The 20,810-nt window shown below is 64.3% G+C and carries 22 protein-coding genes; 12 read left to right on the top strand and 10 right to left on the bottom strand.

Annotation, left to right across the window (positions count from 1 at the left end; all coding sequences use genetic code 11):
- Positions 1-12: 12 nt before the first annotated feature.
- Positions 13-1,101 (bottom strand): helix-turn-helix transcriptional regulator, encoded by a 1,089-nt coding sequence (locus tag AC0L3J_RS00275; protein WP_473345452.1) that lies wholly within the window; start codon positions 1,099-1,101, stop codon positions 13-15.
- Between the two features lie 424 nt (positions 1,102-1,525).
- Between AC0L3J_RS00275 and AC0L3J_RS00270 the strand changes: the two genes are divergently transcribed.
- From AC0L3J_RS00270 to AC0L3J_RS00250, 5 genes are all read left to right on the top strand, one after another.
- Positions 1,526-2,026 (top strand): hypothetical protein, encoded by a 501-nt coding sequence (locus AC0L3J_RS00270; RefSeq protein ID WP_473345451.1) that lies wholly within the window; start codon positions 1,526-1,528, stop codon positions 2,024-2,026.
- A 150-nt stretch (positions 2,027-2,176) separates the two neighbouring features.
- Entirely contained in the window at positions 2,177-2,356 is a 180-nt protein-coding gene (locus AC0L3J_RS00265) for a hypothetical protein (protein ID WP_247406924.1), read from the top strand.
- Between the two features lie 160 nt (positions 2,357-2,516).
- Positions 2,517-3,191: an FABP family protein gene (locus tag AC0L3J_RS00260; RefSeq protein ID WP_473345450.1), complete on the top strand. Its 675-nt coding sequence runs from the start codon at positions 2,517-2,519 to the stop codon at positions 3,189-3,191.
- Positions 3,192-3,210: 19 nt separating this feature from the next.
- Complete coding sequence (locus AC0L3J_RS00255) at positions 3,211-3,921, top strand: RibD family protein (RefSeq protein WP_473346044.1); 711 nt, start codon at positions 3,211-3,213, stop codon at positions 3,919-3,921.
- A gap of 10 nt (positions 3,922-3,931) precedes the next feature.
- Positions 3,932-5,203, top strand: coding sequence for a flavin monoamine oxidase family protein (locus tag AC0L3J_RS00250; protein WP_473345449.1), 1,272 nt, complete (start codon positions 3,932-3,934; stop codon positions 5,201-5,203).
- A 57-nt stretch (positions 5,204-5,260) separates the two neighbouring features.
- On the opposite strand, the gene AC0L3J_RS00245 is transcribed toward AC0L3J_RS00250, so the two are convergent.
- The 7 genes from AC0L3J_RS00245 to AC0L3J_RS00215 form a co-directional block, all read right to left on the bottom strand.
- A complete protein-coding gene (locus AC0L3J_RS00245; RefSeq protein ID WP_473345448.1) occupies positions 5,261-5,581 on the bottom strand; it encodes a hypothetical protein in 321 nt (106 codons plus the stop codon).
- Between the two features lie 253 nt (positions 5,582-5,834).
- The gene (locus AC0L3J_RS00240; RefSeq protein ID WP_473345447.1) at positions 5,835-6,182 is read right to left on the bottom strand and encodes a DUF3088 domain-containing protein; all 348 of its coding nucleotides are present in this window, start codon (positions 6,180-6,182) and stop codon (positions 5,835-5,837) included.
- Between the two features lie 67 nt (positions 6,183-6,249).
- Positions 6,250-8,106 carry a sensor histidine kinase gene (locus AC0L3J_RS00235; RefSeq protein ID WP_473345446.1) on the bottom strand — a complete coding sequence of 619 codons (1,857 nt, stop codon included), beginning with the start codon at positions 8,104-8,106 and terminating at the stop codon, positions 6,250-6,252.
- Positions 8,107-8,267: 161 nt separating this feature from the next.
- Complete coding sequence (locus tag AC0L3J_RS00230) at positions 8,268-8,858, bottom strand: hypothetical protein (RefSeq protein ID WP_473345445.1); 591 nt, start codon at positions 8,856-8,858, stop codon at positions 8,268-8,270.
- A gap of 197 nt (positions 8,859-9,055) precedes the next feature.
- Positions 9,056-10,369, bottom strand: a complete 1,314-nt coding sequence (locus tag AC0L3J_RS00225; RefSeq protein WP_473345444.1) for a tetratricopeptide repeat protein — start codon at positions 10,367-10,369, stop codon at positions 9,056-9,058.
- A 13-nt stretch (positions 10,370-10,382) separates the two neighbouring features.
- Positions 10,383-11,393 (bottom strand): aldo/keto reductase, encoded by a 1,011-nt coding sequence (locus AC0L3J_RS00220; RefSeq protein ID WP_473345442.1) that lies wholly within the window; start codon positions 11,391-11,393, stop codon positions 10,383-10,385.
- Positions 11,394-11,631: 238 nt separating this feature from the next.
- Complete coding sequence (locus AC0L3J_RS00215; protein ID WP_473289692.1) at positions 11,632-12,057, bottom strand: PaaI family thioesterase; 426 nt, start codon at positions 12,055-12,057, stop codon at positions 11,632-11,634.
- Between the two features lie 65 nt (positions 12,058-12,122).
- Between AC0L3J_RS00215 and AC0L3J_RS00210 the strand changes: the two genes are divergently transcribed.
- Positions 12,123-12,752, top strand: a complete 630-nt coding sequence (locus AC0L3J_RS00210) for an NUDIX hydrolase (RefSeq protein WP_473346043.1) — start codon at positions 12,123-12,125, stop codon at positions 12,750-12,752.
- Between the two features lie 70 nt (positions 12,753-12,822).
- A complete protein-coding gene (locus AC0L3J_RS00205) occupies positions 12,823-14,037 on the top strand; it encodes a hypothetical protein (protein ID WP_473345441.1) in 1,215 nt (404 codons plus the stop codon).
- Positions 14,038-14,199: 162 nt separating this feature from the next.
- On the opposite strand, the gene AC0L3J_RS00200 is transcribed toward AC0L3J_RS00205, so the two are convergent.
- Positions 14,200-14,502: a hypothetical protein gene (locus AC0L3J_RS00200; RefSeq protein ID WP_354162753.1), complete on the bottom strand. Its 303-nt coding sequence runs from the start codon at positions 14,500-14,502 to the stop codon at positions 14,200-14,202.
- A 194-nt stretch (positions 14,503-14,696) separates the two neighbouring features.
- Between AC0L3J_RS00200 and AC0L3J_RS00195 the strand changes: the two genes are divergently transcribed.
- From AC0L3J_RS00195 to AC0L3J_RS00175, 5 genes are all read left to right on the top strand, one after another.
- Positions 14,697-15,176 (top strand): hypothetical protein, encoded by a 480-nt coding sequence (locus tag AC0L3J_RS00195; RefSeq protein WP_473345440.1) that lies wholly within the window; start codon positions 14,697-14,699, stop codon positions 15,174-15,176.
- A gap of 163 nt (positions 15,177-15,339) precedes the next feature.
- Positions 15,340-16,287, top strand: a complete 948-nt coding sequence (locus AC0L3J_RS00190) for a TAXI family TRAP transporter solute-binding subunit (RefSeq protein ID WP_473345439.1) — start codon at positions 15,340-15,342, stop codon at positions 16,285-16,287.
- Positions 16,288-16,436: 149 nt separating this feature from the next.
- Positions 16,437-18,551, top strand: a complete 2,115-nt coding sequence (locus tag AC0L3J_RS00185) for a TRAP transporter permease (RefSeq protein WP_473345438.1) — start codon at positions 16,437-16,439, stop codon at positions 18,549-18,551.
- Positions 18,548-18,925 carry a DUF1850 domain-containing protein gene (locus tag AC0L3J_RS00180; RefSeq protein WP_473345437.1) on the top strand — a complete coding sequence of 126 codons (378 nt, stop codon included), beginning with the start codon at positions 18,548-18,550 and terminating at the stop codon, positions 18,923-18,925. Before AC0L3J_RS00185 ends, AC0L3J_RS00180 begins: the two co-directional genes overlap by 4 nt.
- A 91-nt stretch (positions 18,926-19,016) precedes the next feature.
- Positions 19,017-19,823 carry an SDR family NAD(P)-dependent oxidoreductase gene (locus AC0L3J_RS00175; RefSeq protein WP_473345436.1) on the top strand — a complete coding sequence of 269 codons (807 nt, stop codon included), beginning with the start codon at positions 19,017-19,019 and terminating at the stop codon, positions 19,821-19,823.
- Between the two features lie 159 nt (positions 19,824-19,982).
- Here the strand turns inward: AC0L3J_RS00175 and AC0L3J_RS00170 are convergent, their stop codons facing one another.
- Positions 19,983-20,753, bottom strand: coding sequence for a hypothetical protein (locus AC0L3J_RS00170; protein WP_473345435.1), 771 nt, complete (start codon positions 20,751-20,753; stop codon positions 19,983-19,985).
- Positions 20,754-20,810 lie beyond the last annotated feature (57 nt).

Here is a 20,810-nt window from a genome sequence, read left to right as displayed (position 1 = left end):
CCCCGAGCTTCCCTACACCGGAAACGTCAGCGATCTTGCCAGCCGGACCAGATCGACCTGGCGCCGGCAACCTGTCTTTTCGAAGACATGCAAGAGGTGACTTTTCACGGTGCTGACGGACACCCCGAGTTGCGACGAGATCGCGTCGCGTGTCTGTCCATCGCAGATGAGCTCGAAGATGCGAATTTCGGCCGGCGTCAGATCGTAGAGCTGGATGAGAGCATCGTGAGGCAGCTGCGGCGGACCGGAGGCCGATGCCACGAACAGAGCGGCGGAGGCGTGCTGGACCAGGCCGGCCCGCATGTGGCCGCGTCGCAGCGGCAGAACGTGAATGACGAGAGGATCTCCGCTCGGGCGGGGGATCGGGATGCCGATGCCCTTTTGGCCGAGTGCCGCCTCGTCCTTCGCTGCTTGCGCGATGGCCGATTGCAACGTGCTGGTGGTGGTCGCCGATTGAACGGCGATCCGGCCATGCCGAGCCAGAAGTGGATCGCTTGCCGCGAGCATGGCTGTGGCTGCGGCATTGGTGTGAACGATCTTCGAATCGCCGTCCGCCAGAACGACTCCGACCGTCAGGGCCTCCACTGTCGCGGCGAATGTCGCGGCCTCCACGGTCTTCATGTCGAACAGATTGCTGATGATCACGGCGCGGCGGATGTGAGGTGCGAGAACGCGCAATCCGCTAACCTGCGCATCGTCAATGGCCCCGTCCGACTGATGCTGACTGAATGTCGCATTGCCGATCATTGTTTTCTCGCGAACGAGGGCGACGCCGACGGCGTCGAACAAGCCCTTGGGGAGAGCCCATTCCAGGTGATAGCGATTGCCGAGGACTATTTCCTCTGGGACCGCCTGGGATCGAATGATCGGTTCTCCAAGCGGATATTGCCGGATGCGCTCAACGCCGCCCCAGAGTTCGACGATATCAGGCGCATACTCGATGCTGGTCTGGGCCATCGTCTGGACAGGGTCGGTCCCGGAGGCGGCATTGACTCCGATCCTCATGTTCGTGAGGCTATATGCCGAGAGCACCGCGGTCGCGAAGCCGAGCTCCGTGCGAATCTCGTTTAGAACGCTCGTCCAGCGTTCCGGCGCGATCACGCAATCGTAGACCGCACCGATGAGGTCCGAGAACTTCTCGACCGAAGCCTGCTGCATTCCAAACCACTCATCTGAAAATAACGGACGTCACGTGAACGCTAGTTTAGGAGTGGCTTCATCGCCTATGGTGTATTTCACAATCCTGAGCCTATCACCCGGATTCCGTGACGCAAACGGGAACACCGAACACAAATGCTTGGGGTGGCTTGTTGGCGACCGCGACGAATTTCGTTCGTGCTTTGCTGCCGCTAATCCAGTGTCTGTTCTGCTCGATGCCTGCTCAAAACTGCGGCAGATGCGATGCGGAGCGCGTCGGCAGGTCGTGTCAAGTTGCATGGTTCCTCGCCATGCGACCTGGATCAGGGCGTGATATCCTGGCTCTCGGGACGGAATTGACCGTCCCCGCATCTGGAAGGACATGGCCATGACGTTGTCATCACGCTTCGTTACGCGTCCCGCTGTCGCCATCTCATCGATTGCACTGCTCCTGTGCGCCCTCGGCGGCACCGCGATGTCGCAACCGACGCCGACCACGACCGCCGCCGACACCCAGCTTCCCGGCGTCACGGTCGATGCGCCGAAGCATGTGGTGCGGCCACACCGACCAGCGCATCACGCGACAGCTCGCGAGACCGCATCGCGCACGTCAGCCGCTTCGACGGCGTCACTGGCGCCGAGCTCGGACGTCGCGAAGCTTGCCAAGCTCGCCGCTGCCACGGGCAGCTGCGTCGGCGGTTGTCAATCGAGCTTCAAGACGGGCGACAAGCCCTGGGTTGGTTGCAACGTTTCGGGTGGCGTCTATTCGTTCACGTGCCGTAACGTCGCTAACTACAAGACCTATGACGAGTGCAAGGAAGCAGGACGGATCACCGGCTGGCGGTCCGGCGAGACCTCGGCATATTGCAGCAGCCTTGCGTTGAAGTAGCAGCGCGGACGGCCTCTCCTTCGATTGCACGAGGCAAGTCGCAAGCGCGTCGACGATCGGCGGGTGATCGACGACACATATCATTCCAGCTGATCAATCTAGTTTGGTGTCAGGTGGCTCGCAGTGATCCACCAAGCAAAGGCAAAACTCATGCGCAATTATATCCTCGTGGCACTCGCAGCGATCGCATTGGCGAACGTGGTGACACCTTCGAACGCGACGACCATCGTCCGCGACCATCGCGACCCGCCCGTCGTGCGCGACCATCGCGATCAACCCATCGTCCGGGATCACCGGACTCACCCCGAGGTCCGCGACCACCGCCACTAAGCATCATGGCGACGGAGCCGAGCTGAGGAGGCTCGGCTCCGCTTCGCCTCATGGATCGTCTGCGCGTGGCGCGGACGTCCATTCCCGATTGTGAGGCTTGAGAACGAGCCACGCCCGCGCTCTCATGCTATGGCTGCCTCGCAACGACGCGAGGACACCCATGCTCCCCCTTCCCGCCGACATCTTCACCGAGCCCGAGGACGTCTCGCCCGACGGCCTTGCCAATCTCGGTCCGCTCCGCCGTCTCGCAGGCAGCTGGCAGGCTGACAAGGGTATCGACATCAATCCGAAGGCGGAGGGGCCGGAGCGGCGGACCTTCATCGAGCGCATCCGGATGGACCCGATCGATCCCCAGGCCAACGGGCCGCAGCTGCTCTATGGGCTGCGCTATCACATCCACATCAACACGCCCGAGGAAGACATCACCTTCCACGACCAGGTCGGCTACTGGTTGTGGGAGCCCGCGACCGGGGTGATCATGCAGTCGCTGGCGATCCCCCGCGGGCAGGTGCTGCTGGCGTCGGGCAAGGCCGGGACGGACGACAAGGAGATCTCCGTGACCGCCAAGCGCGGCGACACCGCTTACGGGATCTGCTCGACTGATTTTCTGGAACAAGCGTTCCGCACCGATGCTTACCGTTGCGACATCACTTTCAACGACGACGGCAGTTGGACCTATCTGATCCAGACCGAGTTGTTCGTGCGCGGCGCGCCGTTCAACCATCGCGACACCAACACGCTGAAGCTGGTCGCGCCGCCAAAGCTCAATCCCCTCGCGGTGATCGTGAACGGTCGCGCCACGGGGAATGAGAAGGGCAATGAGCCGGCTGCCTGAGCGCGGCCCGGAGATGCGCATGAAGCCTTACGTCATCTGCCTGATGCATTCGAGTCTGGACGGCCGCACCCATCCGAGCCGCTGGCGCCCGAAGGGGGCGGGGACGGACTGGTTCGAGAAGATCCACGACGAGCTCGGCGGCGATGCCTGGGTGATCGGCCGCGTCACCGGCTCGGAGTTCGCCAAGGGCGAGCCCTATCCGGCGACGACGGACGCGAAATTTCCGCGCGAAAACTGGTTCGTGCGGCGTGACGCGAAAACCTATGGCGTCGTGCTCGATGCGAAGGGCAAGATCGGCTGGGGCCGCTCCGATATCGGCGGCGATCCGATCGTCGTCGTGCTGACCGAGAGCGTCTCCGATTCGCATCTCGCCGGGCTCCGTGGCGAGGGCGTGTCCTATATCTTTGCCGGCAAGCCCGAGATCGACCTCGCACTGATGCTGGACATTCTCAACCGCGAGCTCGGCGTGAAGCGCCTGCTGGTGGAGGGTGGCGGCGTCGCCAACGGCACGTTCCTGCGTGCCGGCCTGATCGACGAGTTCAACCTGATCCTCAGTCCCGCGGTCGACGGCGCCAGGGGCGCGCCCTTCGTGTTCGATTCCACGGACGCCGACGGCGACCGGCGTGCGCCGCTGAGCGCGATGACGCTGGAGAGCACGCGGGATCTCGGCGGCGGCGTCCTGCTGCTACGCTATCTGATCCAGAACGATCCGCAGGCCGTGGGCGAGTAACAGCACCGCCATGTCCGTAACATCAGAGCATATCGTCATCGTCGGTGCCGGCGCGGCCGGTCTGATGGCGGCGCGCGAGCTGGCGCGCGCGGGCAGGACAGTGACGATCCTGGAGGCGCGCGAGCGCTGCGGCGGCCGCATCCATCCGCTGTCTGCTTCGGAGTTCGGCTACCCCGCCGATGGCGGCGCCGAATTCGTCCACGGCGAGGCGCCGGTCACGCGCGCGCTGCTGCGGGAGGCCGGGCTGTCCCTTCAGGAGATCGAAGGCGACCGGTGGGGCTTTGACGGCGCAGACATCGTCCGCGAGGATCGCCACGATCCGCATGAGGCTGAGCTGCACGCCGTGGTTCGGGAATTGAACGACGACCTCACGGTCGCCGATTTCCTGCGCCGGCATTTTGCCGGGGATGAGCACGCGCGGCTGCGCCATGCGATCGAGCGAATGGTCGAGGGCTATGATGCGGCCGATCCCGAGCGCGCCTCCACGCTGGCGCTGCGCGAGGAATGGATGGCTGGCGGGCACTCTCCGCAGGCGCGGGTCAAGGGCGGCTATAGTGCGATGATCGAGTTCCTGACGGCCGAGTGCAGCAAGCTTGGCGTGATTTTTCGCTTCGGCTGCGTGGTGTCGGCGATCGAGGAGGAGGGCGGCGCGCTCGCCATTCGCTGTGTCGGCGGCGGGGTGCATAATTGCAATCGCGTGATCCTTACTGTTCCGTTGCCGTTGCTGCGCGAGATCGCTCTCCCGGAGAGCGCGCGCGTGAAGGCGGCGTCTGCCGACGACATCGGCTTCGGTAACGTGATGAAAATCCTGCTGCGCTTCAGGCGGCCGTGGTGGCGTGAGCGCAAGGAAGAGCTCGCGGACATGAGCTTCCTTTTGACCGACCAAGCCATCCCGGTGTGGTGGACGCAATATCCGAACCGGCATCCCGTGCTGACCGGATGGTTCGGCGGCCCGCGCACGGCGGCGCTGGCGCAGTTCGACCCGCAAGCGCTGATCGATGCCGGGCTCGATTCGCTTGCGACCGTCTTCGGCCTGTCGCGCGAGGACCTCGCGCGCGAGCTCATCGCGGCCGTTGCGACAAACTGGGCGCACGATCCCTACGCCCGCGGCGCCTATTCCTGGGCGACGCCGCGAACGCGCGAGGCGCAAACGATCCTCGCGCGCGCCGACGGTCCGGTGCTGTTCTCCGGCGAGGCGCTCTATCGCGGAGCCGACATGGGCACGGTCGAAGCGGCGCTGGCGAGCGGTCAGCAGACGGCGGGGATGATCTTGCGGGGATAGGCTGACGAGCAAAAAAGGCCTGCGTCTCGCGGGCCTTTCGTGTTGCTGCCTTTCGTCTTACCAGCGGCTGCCGCCGAAGCCGAACGTCACGCTGGGGCCGCCGCCGCCATAATATCCGTACGGTCCGCCGCCGTAATAGCCGTGGTGCCGCGGATAATAGCCGTAGCTCCGGTAGTGCGGACGATAATAGCCGTGATGATGGTGAGGACGCCAGTGATGGCGGTGGCCATGATGGTGGTGCCTGTGCTGCGCGCTGATGTCGGTTGACTGGGCGGCCGGCGCGTTCTGTTTTGCGCTTGAATGATCGGCCGCGTTCGCCGCGGATCCGCCGGCAAGCGCCGCAGCACCGACGGCCATCGCGACAAAGAGATACTTCATGTCATCACTCCAGTTGAATGTCGTGTGACAACACATGGTCAGCCGGCGCGTTCCGGCCAGTGCGGGCGTCGAAACGACGCAGTTTCATTGGCGTCCGATTCGCAGCGGCGCGCGTCTCGTGAGATTTATTGTCGCATCACCAGCGTCGACCGCAACCCTGCCATCACTCTGCCGCGAATGACGCAATCACGTATCGGTGGCGACGAATTCGCCGTTCAGATTCGACAGCGTCATCGCGCGAGCGCTCTCCCCCTCACGGATGCGGATCGGGAAAGCCGTGGCGTTCGGAGAGGGCGGCCAGGATGGCGTCCTTGTCGGCAATGAACGCGCGGCCCTGATGGCTGCCGGTCTGGTGCGGCGAGGTCGCTCCAACCGCCAGCACGAGCAGCGGCAACGACTGGTTCTCCTCGCCGGCCAGCGCGATCACGGCGTGCCGCGGGCGTGGCCACGCGATGCGCTCGACCTCGAGCTTGTCGGCGAGCTGCGGAAACGAGACCAGCAGGCCCTCGATCAGCGCGCAATGCCAGCAATAGAAGCGGCGTCCAGGAAAGGCCGGGTCGTCGAACCCAGGACGCAGCAGAAACAGGCGGTCGCGCATCATGGGTCGCTCCGAAGCATGCTGACCATCATATCCGATGGCTGACGTCTGGCGGGCGGAAGGCCTCGACTCACGATCGCGCCGCGACCAGCGGCAGGCTGATATGAAAGACCGCGCCTCCTGTCGGCGCGTTGTCGGCCCAGATGCGCCCGCCATGTGCCTCGATGATCGTGCGCGTAATCGAGAGGCCGATGCCCATCCCCTGCGTCTTGGTTGTGAAAAACGGCTTGAAGATTTCGGCTATCTTTTCCGTGCGGATGCCGTCGCCGGCATCTGCGATCGAGATCATGGCCTGATTGTTCGCAAGGCTGGTTCGACCGACGATCCGTCGCCGATCCTCCGGCAGATCGGCCACCGCTTCGATGGCATTCATGACCAGGTTCAGAATAGCCTGCTGGAGCTGCACTTTGTCGGCAGTTACGCGAATATCCGAGGACGATCGGTCCGTCGCGAGCGCAACGTCGTAGGTCAGGGCCTGGACGGAAAGGAACCGAAACACCTCGCCGACCGTCGCGTTGAGGTCGAGCTCGCGCCGCTCTGTGCGGGCCTTCTTCAGAAATGAGCGCACCTGAACGACGATCTCGTTCGCGCGCTTGTCGTCTCGGCGAATGTCACCCAGTATGTCCCTGATCACGCCGAGGTCAGGTGCCGGTGTCTGCAACACCTGCTCGGCGGTCTCAGCATTGATCAGAATGGCGGCGAGCGGCTGGCTCAGCTCATGCGCGATCGTGGCAGACATCTCGCCTGCGGTCGCAAGGCGATTCATGTGGGCAAGCTCCGACATGCGCTGGCGTGCCTCGACCTCCGCCAGGAATCGCAGCCTGCGCTCGCGCAGGAGGATGACGATCATCGTCGCCTGCACCAGCACCACGCCGACACTGATCATGACACGCCAGTAATACTGCTCCCAGAAGCTCGGTTCTCGGAAACGCACCTCGCTGCCCGGAGGCAGACGGGCTTCGTCCACATTCCAGCGTTTGAGCTGTCTCCAGTCGAAGATCGGCTTCACGTTGTCCCCGGCAACGGACGGGATGTCCGACGGCGATTCGCCGCCGAGAATCCGCATTGCCAATTGGCCGGCTTCCCGTCCGATGGTTTCGGGCAGCAGCAGGAAGCCGCCAACTCCCGTCCGCCCGAGAAATGTATCGGAGGTGATGATGATCGGGCGGTTCGCGCGCTCGGCGACACGCGCAAGCGCCGCAGCCGGCAAATAGTAGGTGCCTTCCCCGTCGGAATACATCGCCGATGTCAGGATTGCAGAGCCAGGGGGCAAGGAGCCGACCCGTTCGCGCACTTCCCGCAGCACCATCCCGGACAGATCGATAATCTCGATATCCGGTATCGTGGCCGCGAATTCCTGTTTCCAGTGGCCATATGTCAGTGGATTTTTCCATGCATCGCCAACGAGGACGACGCGACTTAAGTCGGGAACGACCGCGCGTGCCGCAGTCAGTAACTGCGCCGGAGAGACCTTGGCAAAGATAGCGGTGGTGTCGGGCAGGAACAGCGCGCGCGTCTCGGGCAGATCGGGCACGAAGCCGTAAACTACGGGTGCAGCCGGCCAGATGTCGTGCTTGCGCCCCTGAAGGAATTTCGCCGACGCGACGCCGATGGAGACGATGACGTCGATCGACCGGTGCGCGTATTTGGTCTTGAGATGACCGACGAGGCTCTCCTCGTAGTCCGGCCCCGGGAAGCGGGCGAGATCGAGGCTTTCGCCGTAGATCACGGTATGGATCTGTCCATTTTCCTTCGCAGCGGTGCGGATGCCGGCAAAAATCTCCGAATAGAACGGCGAACGAAAGTCGGCGTCTTCCAGCACCAGGATCGAGCGCTGCCCCGGACTGTCGGCCGCGGGGCATTCATGTGCCAGAGCTGCGAACAGGAAGACGATCAGGAGCCGCTTGATCGCGATGACCATCCGCATTGCTGGACTCTGTGCCTGCCTGTGTTTGCAACGGGCGCCTCCTCGATGAGGACGCATCCGAGCATACCTGCCGGTTCCGAAGTTTCAACGAAAGGATTTGATCCGGCTGTGCCGCGCAGGCGGCGGTTCACCTCGCCCGCACGCGGAGCGAAGAAGGTTTGCTATTTGAACGGATCCTGGATCGACGGAGCCGACTGCCTGATACGACGCACACTTACGGGCGTGCCGTCGGAGACAAACAGCAGTTCGTAGCGCCGGCCCTCGCTGTCGGTGGCAGAGCAGGTGACGTCAGTCACCTTCTTGGCGGCGAAATTGCCGGTCTGGCGGCAGAGGCCGCTGGAGGTCTGCTCGGCCGGCACCGGCAGGCCGTCGACCTTGGGGCGGTCCTTGGAATTGAGCAGCATGCGGTCGATCGGCAGCTCATAGGAATTGTCGTCGGCGCGCTTGCCGTTCTCGCCGGAGAACGACACGACGTGATTCTCGTCGGCGGGATCGTCGACCGCGACCGTGAAATTGACCCGGCCCCTGTCGCCGTGGGCGTAGGCCACCGTCTTGCAGGCGAAGGTGCGGCCAGCGACCTTCAACGTCTTGCAGTGGCCGGACATCAGCGCCAGCAAGTCGATAAAGGCGGTCTGCTGCCCGGGCGGATTGTTGACGGGAATCGGCGCGGAAGACTCGGCAAAACAAGGGCTTGCCAAGAGGACGAAGGTGGGGACGAGGGCGACAGCGAGGACGGTTCGGCAGAGGGGCATCGGGAGGCTCACATGCCGGGCAACCACGGAAAAGTTCCGTCCGACAACCATCGAACCGCAAATTGGTTGCGATCCCGTTTGTTCTGCCAAATCCGTCTGGAATACCACCGCGCCACCCCAACGGCGATTCGCCCCTATCGCCCAACCCAATCCCGGCCGGCACTTGCCGCCCGGCCGGTGTTTTTTTCGTGGCAGGGCTACCCCATCGCCGCCTGCCAGCGCGTATCGCGCAAGGACGGGCGACGGTGCAGGCGGGCATCGAGCAGGGCGCGGGCGCGGGGCAGCTCACCGCTGCGCATCAGGGCAACGACAAAAGTGTCCTCGATCAATTCGCGCTGGGCGTGGCTGCCGCCGAGCCGCACGACCTCGCGGAGAACCGGCGCGAGCATTTGCACGCAAGCCGCGTAATCCTCATCCGCAAAGGCTGCCAGCGCGCGGCAGACCGCCGGCACCACGGGACCGGCCGGCAGTTTGCCGTCGGCGAGCCGCTGCTCGATCACGGCAAGACGCGCGGCGAGCGCCTCGCGATTTTGCGTCGCTGCCGCCAACAGTGCCATGTGGATATCGGCAAAGGGCAGGCTCGATTTCGGAAACAGTTTTTGCGCGGCGGCGTCGGCTTCGAGCCAGAGCGCGCTCGGCACGGCGTGGCCGTAAGCCGACAGGCGCCAGAGCAGTGACGCACCGTCGGTGACGAGATTGAGCGGCGGCGCCTGTGTCGCCTGCGGCTGCAGCACATCGGCATAGATCGCAAGCGCCCGCGCGGCATCGCCATGCTCCAGCGCGCCGAGCGCCTGATGCCAGCGGATGTGGCCGTGCAAGATCCCGGCGCGGTCGTAACAGGGGATCCAGTGGTCGACGAGCCGGTCGGCCGCTTCGATCGAACCGTCCTCGAACATCGCATGCAGCACGGCGTGCGCGGCATGGGCATTCTGCCGGCGCAGCTCGAAGCCGCGCTCAGTGACGCCGCGGCCGCGACTGACATTGCCGTTCTCGGTCATCGCCCAGCCGTACATGGTGAGGAACCACCAATCCTCGCCATAGTGATGCGCGAGGCGCTCGCACAGCTCCTGCCGCGCGCGGTCGTGATCGGCCATGCCGGAGAACGCGAACAGGCCGAAGGCGCCGAGCGGCAGCGACAGCACCAATGCATCGCGCGGCCACGCCTCGACGTGGTTCATCGTCGCCGCGATCGCCTCCGGCAGCCGGCCCTCGATTGCGAGCGCCAGCGTCGCGACATGCGAGCGCTCGCGTTCCGTGCCGCGTTTCGCCACGAGCTCGCGCGCGAGCGCCGCCTTCTGCCGAGCCAGATCGCCTTGCTGATAGAAGGCATGCACGCGGGCGCGGGCGATATGGGGGAGCGCAAAATCCGGATCGGCCGCAATCGCGCGCTCCAGCGTTTCCGCCGTGCCGGTCCAGCCCGCGAGCATGAGGTCGATGCCCTCGCGATAAGCGGATGCCGCCTCGGGCGAAGAGGTGGTGATCGGCAGGCCGTAGCGATCTTCGAGGGCCATTCCTGTCTCCGGCTCAGGCCGTCCGCGCGCGGCGTCCTTCGATCGGATAGGCCGGGTCGTTGTAGCCTGGCGTCGAGGGATGACCCGGCACGACCAGTCTGTCGATCAGCGCCTCGTCTTCCGCAGTGAAGCGATAGTCGAGCGCGCCGGTGTAGCCGTCCCATTGTTCCTCGGTGCGCGGACCGGCAACGATCGAGGAGACAAAAGCGGAGTTCAGCACCCAGGCGACCGCGAACTGGCCTGCGGTGATGCCTTTTTTCTCGGCGTGGCCCTTGATCTCCTGCGCCAGCTGGAGCGATTCCGGTCGCCATTCGGTCTGCATCATGCGCGTGTCGTTGCGGCCCGCGCGCGTCTCCTTGTCGGGAGCCGCGTCGGGCTTGTATTTGCCGGTCAGCACGCCGCGCGCCAGCGGGCTATAGGGCACGATACCGAGGCCGTAATAGGAACAGGCCGGGAAGTGCTCGACTTCGGGCATGCGGTTCATGGCGTTGTAATAGGGCTGGCTCACAGCGGGACGGTCGATGCCGAGCCGGTCGCAGATGTTGCAGATCTCGGCGACGCGCCAGGCGCGATAGTTCGAGACGCCAAAATAGCGCACCTTGCCGGCGCGGATCAGGTCGCCCATCGCGCGCACCGTCTCCTCCAGCGGCGTCGAATGGTCTTCCTTGTGCAGATAATAGATGTCGATGTGGTCGGTGCCGAGCCGCTTCAGGCTCTCATCCGCCGCTTGCAACACCCAGCGGCGGGACAGGCCGACACGATTTGGATCGTCCCCCATAGGGTTCGCAAGTTTCGTCGCGAGCACCCAGGCGTGACGGTTGTTGCCGATGGCGCGTCCCACGACCTCTTCGGATGCCCCCTTCGAATAGGCGTCGGCGGTGTCGATGAAATTGACCCCGGCCTCGTGCGCCTTCGCGATGATCCGCTTTGAGGTGGCTTCATCGGTCGGCCCGCCGAACATCATGGTGCCCAAGCAGATCGGCGAGACCTTGAGGCCGCTGCGGCCGAGTTGGCGGTATTGCATGGGCTGTCCTCTGCTTTACTGGAGCGACCAGCATATCCAGCTAACTCCGTCATTGCGAGCGCAGCGAAGCAATCCCTCAGGGTCGTCCCGGCGAAGGCCGGGACCCGTAACCACAGGATGTGGTTTGGCGAAGATTCGGGGTTACCAGCTTCGCGCTGCAATTTTTGCCTCGGAGTATGGGTCCCGGCCTTCGCCGGGACGACGGCGGAATGTGTGGAGCGCAGTGAACGCAGCACCGCTACCCCGGCCCCTTCAAGATCTTGAACACACCATTGGCCATCACCACGCAGCGGCCGTCCACCGTCACCTCGGTGCTCATGAAGATCAGGCTGCGCGTCGCGCGCACCACGCGCGGGCGGGAGATCAGGATGTCGCCGATCTGTCCGGCTTCCACGAAATGGGTGTCGAGCTGCACCGTCGCCATGAACTCCTTGCCAGAGACGTAGCGGGCGGTCATGCCGCAGGTGCGGTCCGCGAACGTCATCATCACGCCGCCCTGAACCATGCCGCGGCGATTGTGGTGCTTGTCCTCGGTCGCGAGTGCGAATTCGTATTGGCCCTCGACCTTCCGCTCCCACAGCGGGCCGATCAGATGCATGAAGCCCGTGGTCTCCAGAATGGTCCAGCCGTCTGCTTTCAGCCTTGCGGCTGTCTTATTGGTCATGTCGTCCATTCCTGAGCAGGTCGTGCGATCTCATTTCATCGGGGCCGGACGTGGTGTAGTCAAGCATCATGAGACCGTTCGACGATGCCACACGGCGGAATATCGCGGCTGCCTGCGCGGCCTTCACGCGGTTGCCGGAGGACGAGGCGCCAGCGGCGTTGAAGCGTGCCGCGGTGGCAATTGCGCTGACTGCGGCCAGCGAGAGCGATGACACGGCGTTGCTGCTCACGCTGCGCGCATCTCATTTGCGCGCCCATCGCGGTCAATGGGCTCTGCCCGGCGGACGCTGCGATGCCGGCGAGACGCCGGTCGAGGCGGCGCTGCGCGAGCTCGACGAGGAGCTAGGCCTCCACCTCACCAGCGCGGAGGTGCTCGGCACGCTCGATGATTATCCGACCCGCTCGGGCTATCTGATTACGCCGGTCGTGGTCTGGGCCGCCAATAGTGCCGCGATCAAACCAAACCCGGACGAGGTCGCCTCCGTCCATCGCATCGCGCTGGCGACGGTCGAGCGCGCCGACGCCTTCGATTTCGTCGGGATCCCCGAGAGCACGCGCCGTGTGATCCGCTTTCATCATCAGTCGAGCCTGATCCACGCACCGACGGCGGCGTTGATCTACCAGTTCCGCGAAGTGCTGGCGGGGCGGCACACCCGCGTCACCGAGCTGGAACAGCCGGTATTCGCCTGGAAGTGACGCGAGGCGCGAAAACGAGGTAAACGACGTGTTAACGTGACGGTTACCGGATGCCTGCTAAGAGGGCAGCATGCATCAATCGATTCGAAAAGCGGTGAGACTGGTTCCACTCGCGCTCGTCCTGCTCGCGCCCGCCGCGCGCGGCGGCGAATCCGACGCGCTGCCGCCGGCCGTCCGCAATGCCAAAGCCCAGTTGTTGTCGCAGTTTTTCGCGCAAGGCGGCGCGTCGCCCGCCGTGCTCGAATATCGCCGCAAGCTGCAGGAGTATCAGGCGGCGCGTGCTGCGTTCGACGAGGAAGCCGGCGCCTATTGGAGCCAGATCTCCGAGAAGCGGAAAGGCCGCAACGCGAAGCGGCGTAGCGGCCAGCAGGTCACGCTCGACGATTACGTGCTGGAGCATCCGCCGCTCTATAACGGGCCGAAACGGCCGGTGAATCCGGAGCCGGAGGAAACCCCGGACCGCCCGACCAAAAAGCCGATCCCCGTGGTCGCCGATCTGCTGCGCGCGGCGCAGGAACTCTACCAGTTCACGCCGCAGCGGCCGGCCAACGAAGTCGAATTCAAGCGCGTCTATGCACGCTACGCGCTGGCCTCGGGGCTGACGCGCGAGCAGGCGGTGCGGGTCTATGCGTTCGAGACCGGCGGCACCGGAAGCTACGACGTGCAGGCGGGAATCGAGCATGGCGGCAAGCGCGCCATTTCGACCGCGATGGGCTACAACCAGCTGCTGACGACCAACAGCGTCGAGTTGCTGGCCGAGCAAGGCCATGAGTTCATCCGCGCGCTCTCTGACAAGGTCGCGAGGACCTCGGGCCCGGCGCGCCAGTCGCTCGAGCACAAGCTTACTGTGCTCAAGAAAATGGTGGCGCATGCCAAATCGGTGCCCGACACCTGGTCGGAGCACGAGAAGATCGGCAACACCGCGCAGGGCTGGGCCATGCATGCCATGGTGCTCGATATCGATATCGGGCCGATGCTGCAGACCCACAAGCTGCTCACCTCGGTGCTGTTCGCGCGCGCCAAGGGCTATAGCCGCCCGCTCAGTGCGGCCGAGCTGGAGATGATGAACCTCACCGGCGACGGCACCGGCCTCGACATGGTGACGATGCCGCAGACGATGCGCGAGCAGGTGCCGACCTCGAACTTCTTCCAGCGCGGCGGCTACGAGCGCAACCCGGTCGCGATCCGCCACAACACGGTGGCGAAGCTGCTGGCGGTGACGGATACGAGGATGGACAGCAACAGCAACAACGCCGGCGCGCGGGAGCTCGCGGGGGCGTTTTAGACGGTGTCTCTTCACCTCGCCCCGCTTGCGGGGAGAGGTCGGATTGCGAAGCAATCCGGGTGAGGGGGTACAGGTCTCTTTACGATCTCATGCGCGGAGGCAGCCCCTCACCCCAACCCTCTCCCCGCAAGAGCGGGGCGAGGGAGCGCGCCGCGACCCGCCCTACTGATCCGACCCGAACTTGAACTTGCCGTCGCCTTCCAGATACGGGCCGCTGCGCATGTAGAGCTGGCCGTTGTGGCCGATGAAGAACAGCGTGCCTTTCGGTACCTTCTTGGCGCCCTTCAGAAGTTCACCGGCATTGCTGGTGCCCATCTTGTAGGAAAAGGTCTTGCCGTCCTTGTCATAGGCGTAGCCGGTGTCGGGCTTGAGCTCCCAAGGTGTTGCAGCGGTCTGCGCCAATGCGGGTGCAGCCAACGCGCCGAGCACGGCCGTCACCAGAAAAATCCTTGTCGAAAATGCCATCACCCTATCCTCCCCATCGAGGCGCCCGGCTTGAACAAATCACGAACGGCGCTTCCGGGTCAATTTGCGAAAGCGCCGCAGCGCATCACGTCTTGCCGAGCAGTTTGTGATTTTCCCTTCGTCCCCGCGCGACTATGTTCCGCTTTCCGTCTAGAACGCAATTCGACAAAAACATTGGGTAGGGGATGATTCGAATGAACCTCGTCATGAAAGCTTGCTGGGCCGCCGGCCTGTTGCTGACGGTGCTCGCGCCGGCCGCCCGGGCCGATGATTACCAGCTCAGCCACAACCAGAGGATTTCGTGCAGCCGCGGCTTGGCCCCGGGCAAGCTGAACACCGCGACCTGCAAGTCCTACACCTACCTCTTCAACACCAAGACCTCGGAATATTTCCGCTGCCAGGTCTCGCTGGCGCTGACCCGCGACAACAAGGAAGTCATCAACGTCCAGACCGACGGCGCCTGCACCAAGAAGCCGCGCATCTTCGAGACCGACGGGCATTACGATTTCGACGCCACCGAGACCGAGCCGCCGAACACCAATTCGTTCTTCGGCCCCGGCGGCTACTCCGTCTGGGCCGCCGACGTCGGCGCGCAGAAAGTCCGCGGCTGTATCATCATCTCCTCCGGCCTCGGCTCCGACATCTCCAAATGTCTGGACATGACCTTCCAGTGAGGGGGCTGTCGAGACCTGGCTGCGCCACCTCGCCGCACCCGTGGGTTCCCCAAAAATCGAGCCAGGACAGCCATTTACCGCAGTCCTGTTTTGACTTTTGGATGGGTTGACCCGCACCCCTCATCCGGCCAACTTCCCGGCCGGTTTGGGGAGTGAAAAGATCATGAAACGGACGATTTTCGGCGTGGCCGCGGCTCTTGCGCTGGCGGCCTCGGCGCCTTGCGCGCAGGCGCAATCCTTCATCAACGTGCTGACCGGCGGCACCTCCGGCGTCTACTATCCGCTCGGGGTCGCGATCGGGAAGATCTACGGCGACAAGATTCCGAACGTGAAGACGCAGGTGCAGGCCACCAAGGCGTCGGTCGAGAATCTGATCCTGCTCCAACAAGGGCGCGGCGAGCTGGCGTTCACGCTGGGCGACTCGCTGAAAGCGGCCTGGGACGGCGAAGAGGAGGCGGGCTTCAAGACCAAGCTCGACAAGCTGCGCACGATCGGCGCGATCTATCCGAACTACATCCAGATCGTCGCGACCGCCGAGAGCGGCATCAAGACGCTGGCGGACCTCAAGGGCAAGAGCCTGTCGGTCGGCGCGCCGAAATCGGGCACGGAGCTGAATTCGCGCGCGATCCTGGCAGCGGCCGGCATGAGCTACAAGGATCTCGGCAAGGTCGAGTATCTGCCGTTTGCCGAATCCGTCGATCTCATGAAGAACCGCCAACTCGGCGCGACCTTGCAATCGGCCGGCCTCGGCGTGGCCTCGCTGAAGGATCTGTCGACCTCGAGCCCGATCACGGTGGTGTCGGTGCCGAAGGAGACCGTCGACAAGATCGGCCTGCCCTTTGTCGCGGCGACCATTCCCGCCAACACCTACACAGGGCAGGACAAGGACGTACCGACCGCGGCCGTGATCAACTATCTCGTCACCAGCTCGGCGGTGTCGGACGATCTCGCCTACCAGATGACAAAACTGGTCTACGAGTCGCTGCCCGAGCTCGCCAACGCGCATGCGGCCGGCAAGGAGATCAAGCTCGAGACGGCCGCCAGCGGCAGCCCGGTTCCGCTGCACCCCGGCGCGATCCGCTATTACAAGGAAAAGGGGCTGATCAAGTAATCAGCTTTCGTTATCGGGCGTCATGGCCGGGCTTGTCCCGGCCATCCACGTTCCAAGGCCAAGCGAGAAAGATCGTGGAAGCCCAGGCATGACGGCGCGGATGGACCGTGCCAATGCTATAAGCGCTCGACGATTGGGGATGGGTTGAAATGCTGGAGAAGGCAGAGGGCACCGCGGAAGCGCCCATCAAGGTCGAGTTCGACAATTTCGAGCACGGTTTTCCGGAAGGTTTTGGCCCGGGCTGGTGGGGCACGCTCGCCTACTGGATCGGCATCGCCTTCGCGACCTTCCAGCTTTATGTCGCGGCCTTCAACTATCTGCCGAGCCAGGTGGTGCGCGGCGTCCATGTCGGCTTCCTTATTCTCCTCACCTTCGGCCTGATCGGCAACTTCACTGCTAAAAGCGATTTTGGCCGCGCGATCGGCTGGCTGATCGGCGGCGCCGGCTTTCTGTGCGGGCTCTATCAATGGATCTTCTATGCGGATCTGATCGCACGTGACGGCGATCCGACGCGCCTCGATCTCGTGGTCGGCACGCTGCTCGCCGTCCTGATCTTCGAGGGCACGCGGCGGCTGATGGGTGCGGCGCTCCCGCTGATGTGCGGCGCCTGCCTCGTCTACTGGTTCTTCGGCCAGTATCTGCCGTCGCCGCTCAACCATCGCGGTTATGATTTCGACCAGATCGTCACGCATCTGTCGTTCGGCACCGAGGGCTTCTACGGCGTGCCGATCTACGTCTCGGCGACCTATATCTTCCTCTTCATCCTGTTCGGCTCGTTCCTGGAGCGCGCCGGCATGATCCAGCTCTTCACCGACGTTTCTCTTGGGTTATTCGGCAGGACCCGCGGCGGCCCGGCCAAGGTGGCGGTGTTCGCCTCGGGCATGATGGGCACGATCTCCGGCTCCGGCGTCGCCAATGTCGTCACCGTCGGCCAGTTCACGATTCCGCTGATGATCAGGTTCGGCTATCGCCGCGCGTTCGCGGCCGGCGTCGAGGCCACAGCCTCGATGGGCGGACAGATCATGCCGCCGGTGATGGGCGCGGTTGCCTTCATCATGGCGGAGACGCTCGGTGTCCAGTACTCGGAGGTCGTGAAAGCGGCCGCAATTCCCGCGATGCTCTATTTCGCCTCCGCCTTCTGGATGGTGCATCTGGAAGCCGGCAAGCACGGCCTCACGGGCATGAAGCGCTCCGAGATTCCAAGTGCCTGGAAGGCGCTGGTGACGCGCTGGTATCTCGTGCTGCCGCTCGCGGCGCTGGTCTACATGCTGTTCGAAGGTTTTACGCCGCTCTATGCCGGCAGCATGGGCCTTGCGCTGACGGTGGCGCTGATCCTTGGCACCGCCATCACGACGGGCGCGCCTTCGATGGCGATCCGCTATATCTTCTGGATCGGGCTCGCGCTCGTCGTCGCCGCGCTCTCGCGTGACGGTCTTCAGATCGTGCCGGTCGCCTGCGTCGTCGTCGCGCTGATCGTGATCACTGCGTTCGTGCGCGGTGGATTTTCCGCCCTGCGCGCCTGCCGCGATGCGCTGGCCGAAAGCGCGAAATCCGCCATCACCGTCGGCATGGCCTGCGCCATCGTCGGCGTCATCATCGGTATGATGTCGCAGACCGGCGTCGGCACCATCTTCGGCGGCTGGGTGATCGGCCTCGGCGAGAAGAGCCTGTTCCTGGCGCTGATCATGACCATGCTGCTGTCGATCCTGCTCGGCACCGGCATCCCGACCATCCCGACCTACATCATCACGGCAGCGCTCGCGGCGCCCGCGCTGGCGAAACTTGGCGTGCCCCTGATTGCGAGCCACATGTTCGCGTTCTATTACGGCATCATGGCCGACCTCTCGCCGCCGGTGGCGCTGGCGGCGTTAGCCGCAGCACCGATCGCGAAGGAGAATCCGGACAAGATCGGCTGGGAGGCGATGCGCATCGCGCTCGCCGGCTACGTTATCCCCTTCATCTTCGTCTATTCGCCGGCGCTGATGCTGCAGGGCGGCGATCCCATGGCGGCCAAGCTCGGCTTTTACGGCGCAGTGGCGCTGGCAACCCTCAAGGCGCTGGTCGCGATCGCGTTGTTCGGCATGGTCGCGATTGGCTTCCTGTTCACGCGCCTGACATTCCTCGAACGTTTGGTCGCGCTCGGTGCTGCGCTGTGCCTGCTCGGCGACTTCCCGTTCAGCGACGCCGCGGGCTTCCTGCTCGCTGCGGCCATCGTGCTGTGGCAGTGGCGTCGGCGCCCGCCGGCGCCGGTCGAGGCGGTGTGAGCCTCTGCTTCGTCACAGCCTCAGGCGTGAAGGCGCTGGCGCTGTCCGCGTTCACGCTGGTGTGGACGCATTCGATCGCGAAGGTCGACTGGCAGGAAGACTGGCGCGTCACCTCCGCCGGGCTCGAACTGACGCAGGCACGCGTCAAGGGCACCGGCCCCGGCATGGAGCCGCCGCCCGAGGCGCGCCTCGTCGACGGCTGGTTTCAATGGAGGCCCTCCCGCGCGCCGATGCCGGAGGTGTTGCTGGGCAATTCCGGCGCAGCTGGCGAATGGCGGCTATGCTATGACGGCAAGTGCCGGACGTTGTCCGAGATTGTCGGTCATCCCATTGGTGCTAACGTCACCACGATGAAGGTCTGCGACGATCCGTAGCCCGGATGAGCGAAGCGACATCCGGGAGCGGCGGCCCCGGATATCGCTACGCTCATCCGGGCTACAAGAACAACGACACGGGAGAAACGCGATGGATCGGCTCAAGGGCAAGGTTGCGATGGTGGTGGGCGCCGGCTCGATCGGGCCGGGTTGGGGCAACGGCAAGGCCACCGCGGTCACCTTTGCGCGCGAGGGCGCGCAGGTGTTTTGCGTCGATCGCAACGGCGCGGCCGCCGAGGAGACCGCGAAGATCATCACGGACGAAGGCGGCAAGGCGAGCGCGTTCACTGCCGACGTCTCGAATGCGCGCGAGGTCGAGGCGATGGTCGCAGCGTGCCTCAAGGCCTACGGCCGCATCGACGTACTCGACAATAATGTCGGCATCGCCGAGATGGGCAGCGTGGTCGAAGTGACCGAGGAGAGCTGGGACCGCGTCTTCAGCGTCAACCTCAAGAGCGCCTATTTCGCCATGAAGCACGTCATTCCCGTGATGGTGAAGCAGGGCGGCGGCTCGATCATCAACATCTCCTCGATCGCCTCGATCCGCCACATGGGTATCTCCTACGTCACTTACGGCACTTCAAAAGCGGCGATGAACCAGATGACGCGCACCACCGCGATCGAGTTTGCGCGCCATCATGTCCGCGTCAACGCGATCCTGCCCGGCCTGATGAAGACGCCGATGGTGGAGCATTCCGCAGGTCTCGCCGCCAGTTACGCCAAGGGCGACGTCGAAGCGATGTGGCGGGCGCGCGATGCGCAAGTGCCGATGGGCCACATGGGCGACGCGTGGGACGTGGCGAATGCCGCGCTGTTCCTGGCCTCGGACGAAGCGAAATATGTGACGGGGATCGAACTCGTCGTGGACGGCGGGATCACATGCAAGGCGGGGGCGTAGGCGCCGCTCCATATTCGCCGTCGTCCTGGACAAGCGAGCGCAGCGAGCGCTGATCCAGGACCCATTACCACAAGGCTCGGTTTGACGAAGACTGCCGGCTCCGGCTTCTTCAACAATTCGCATTCGGGGTAATGGGTCCTGGCTTTCGCCAGGACGACATCATTGCGCCAGCGCCAGAATCCCGCCGGCAAACGAATGCCACGCCGCGGTCTCGCTGACCGGCCAGTTCAGCACCTTCACCGCCAGCATCGCGAGCGTGCCGGTGATGTAGACCGTGTGCACCCGGCCTTCGGTGCGCCAGTCGCGTACCATGGCGACGACGAGCAGCAACGAAGCGACCACTGCAGGCGCGATGGTGACGGGCACCGGCGGCGGCCCGGGCGGTCCCGGAGGCGCGAGGAAGGTGAGAAACCAGCGCGCGATCGCCGCATCGAGGATCGAGACCGCGGCGAGCAGCATCAGGCGTTTGTGAATCTCCAGCTTTCGCGTGTTCATGATCGCGAGCACGAATACACCGGCGAAGAACGCGATCCCGCTCATCGGCACGATCGAGAAGGCGATGCCGGCCTCTTTCTGTCCCAGCGCCGCGGAATGCTGCATCACATGGACGGAGGCGAGGAAGCCGAAGATCGTCATCGCGGTCGCGAGCGAAACGCCGGCGATGCCGAGCGCACGGTGATTGACCACGCGGCCTGAGGCGGCGAGCCAAGTCTGGATCACGAAATAGAGCGACCAGGTGAAGAACAACAGACCGTGGAAATGAATGACGGGGCTTGCGGACAGTGTCCGGTTGGCGAGCGGCACAAAATAGGTCGGTGCGAAGCCGAGAAAAGCGGTGGCGGCGCAGGCCAGTGCCATGTGGAGATAGAAATATCGTGCGGGCGACGCATCTCGCGCGCGCACACGACGGTCGTCGATCAGGGTCGTCATGAGGGATGAGTCTGGGGAGGCGGCGTTTGGTTCAAGCCCTAGCCACCTGTGCAGGGC

It is taken from the genome of Bradyrhizobium sp. Kon37, assembly GCF_055807535.1.
This window is presented reverse-complemented; position numbering and strand designations above follow the sequence as displayed.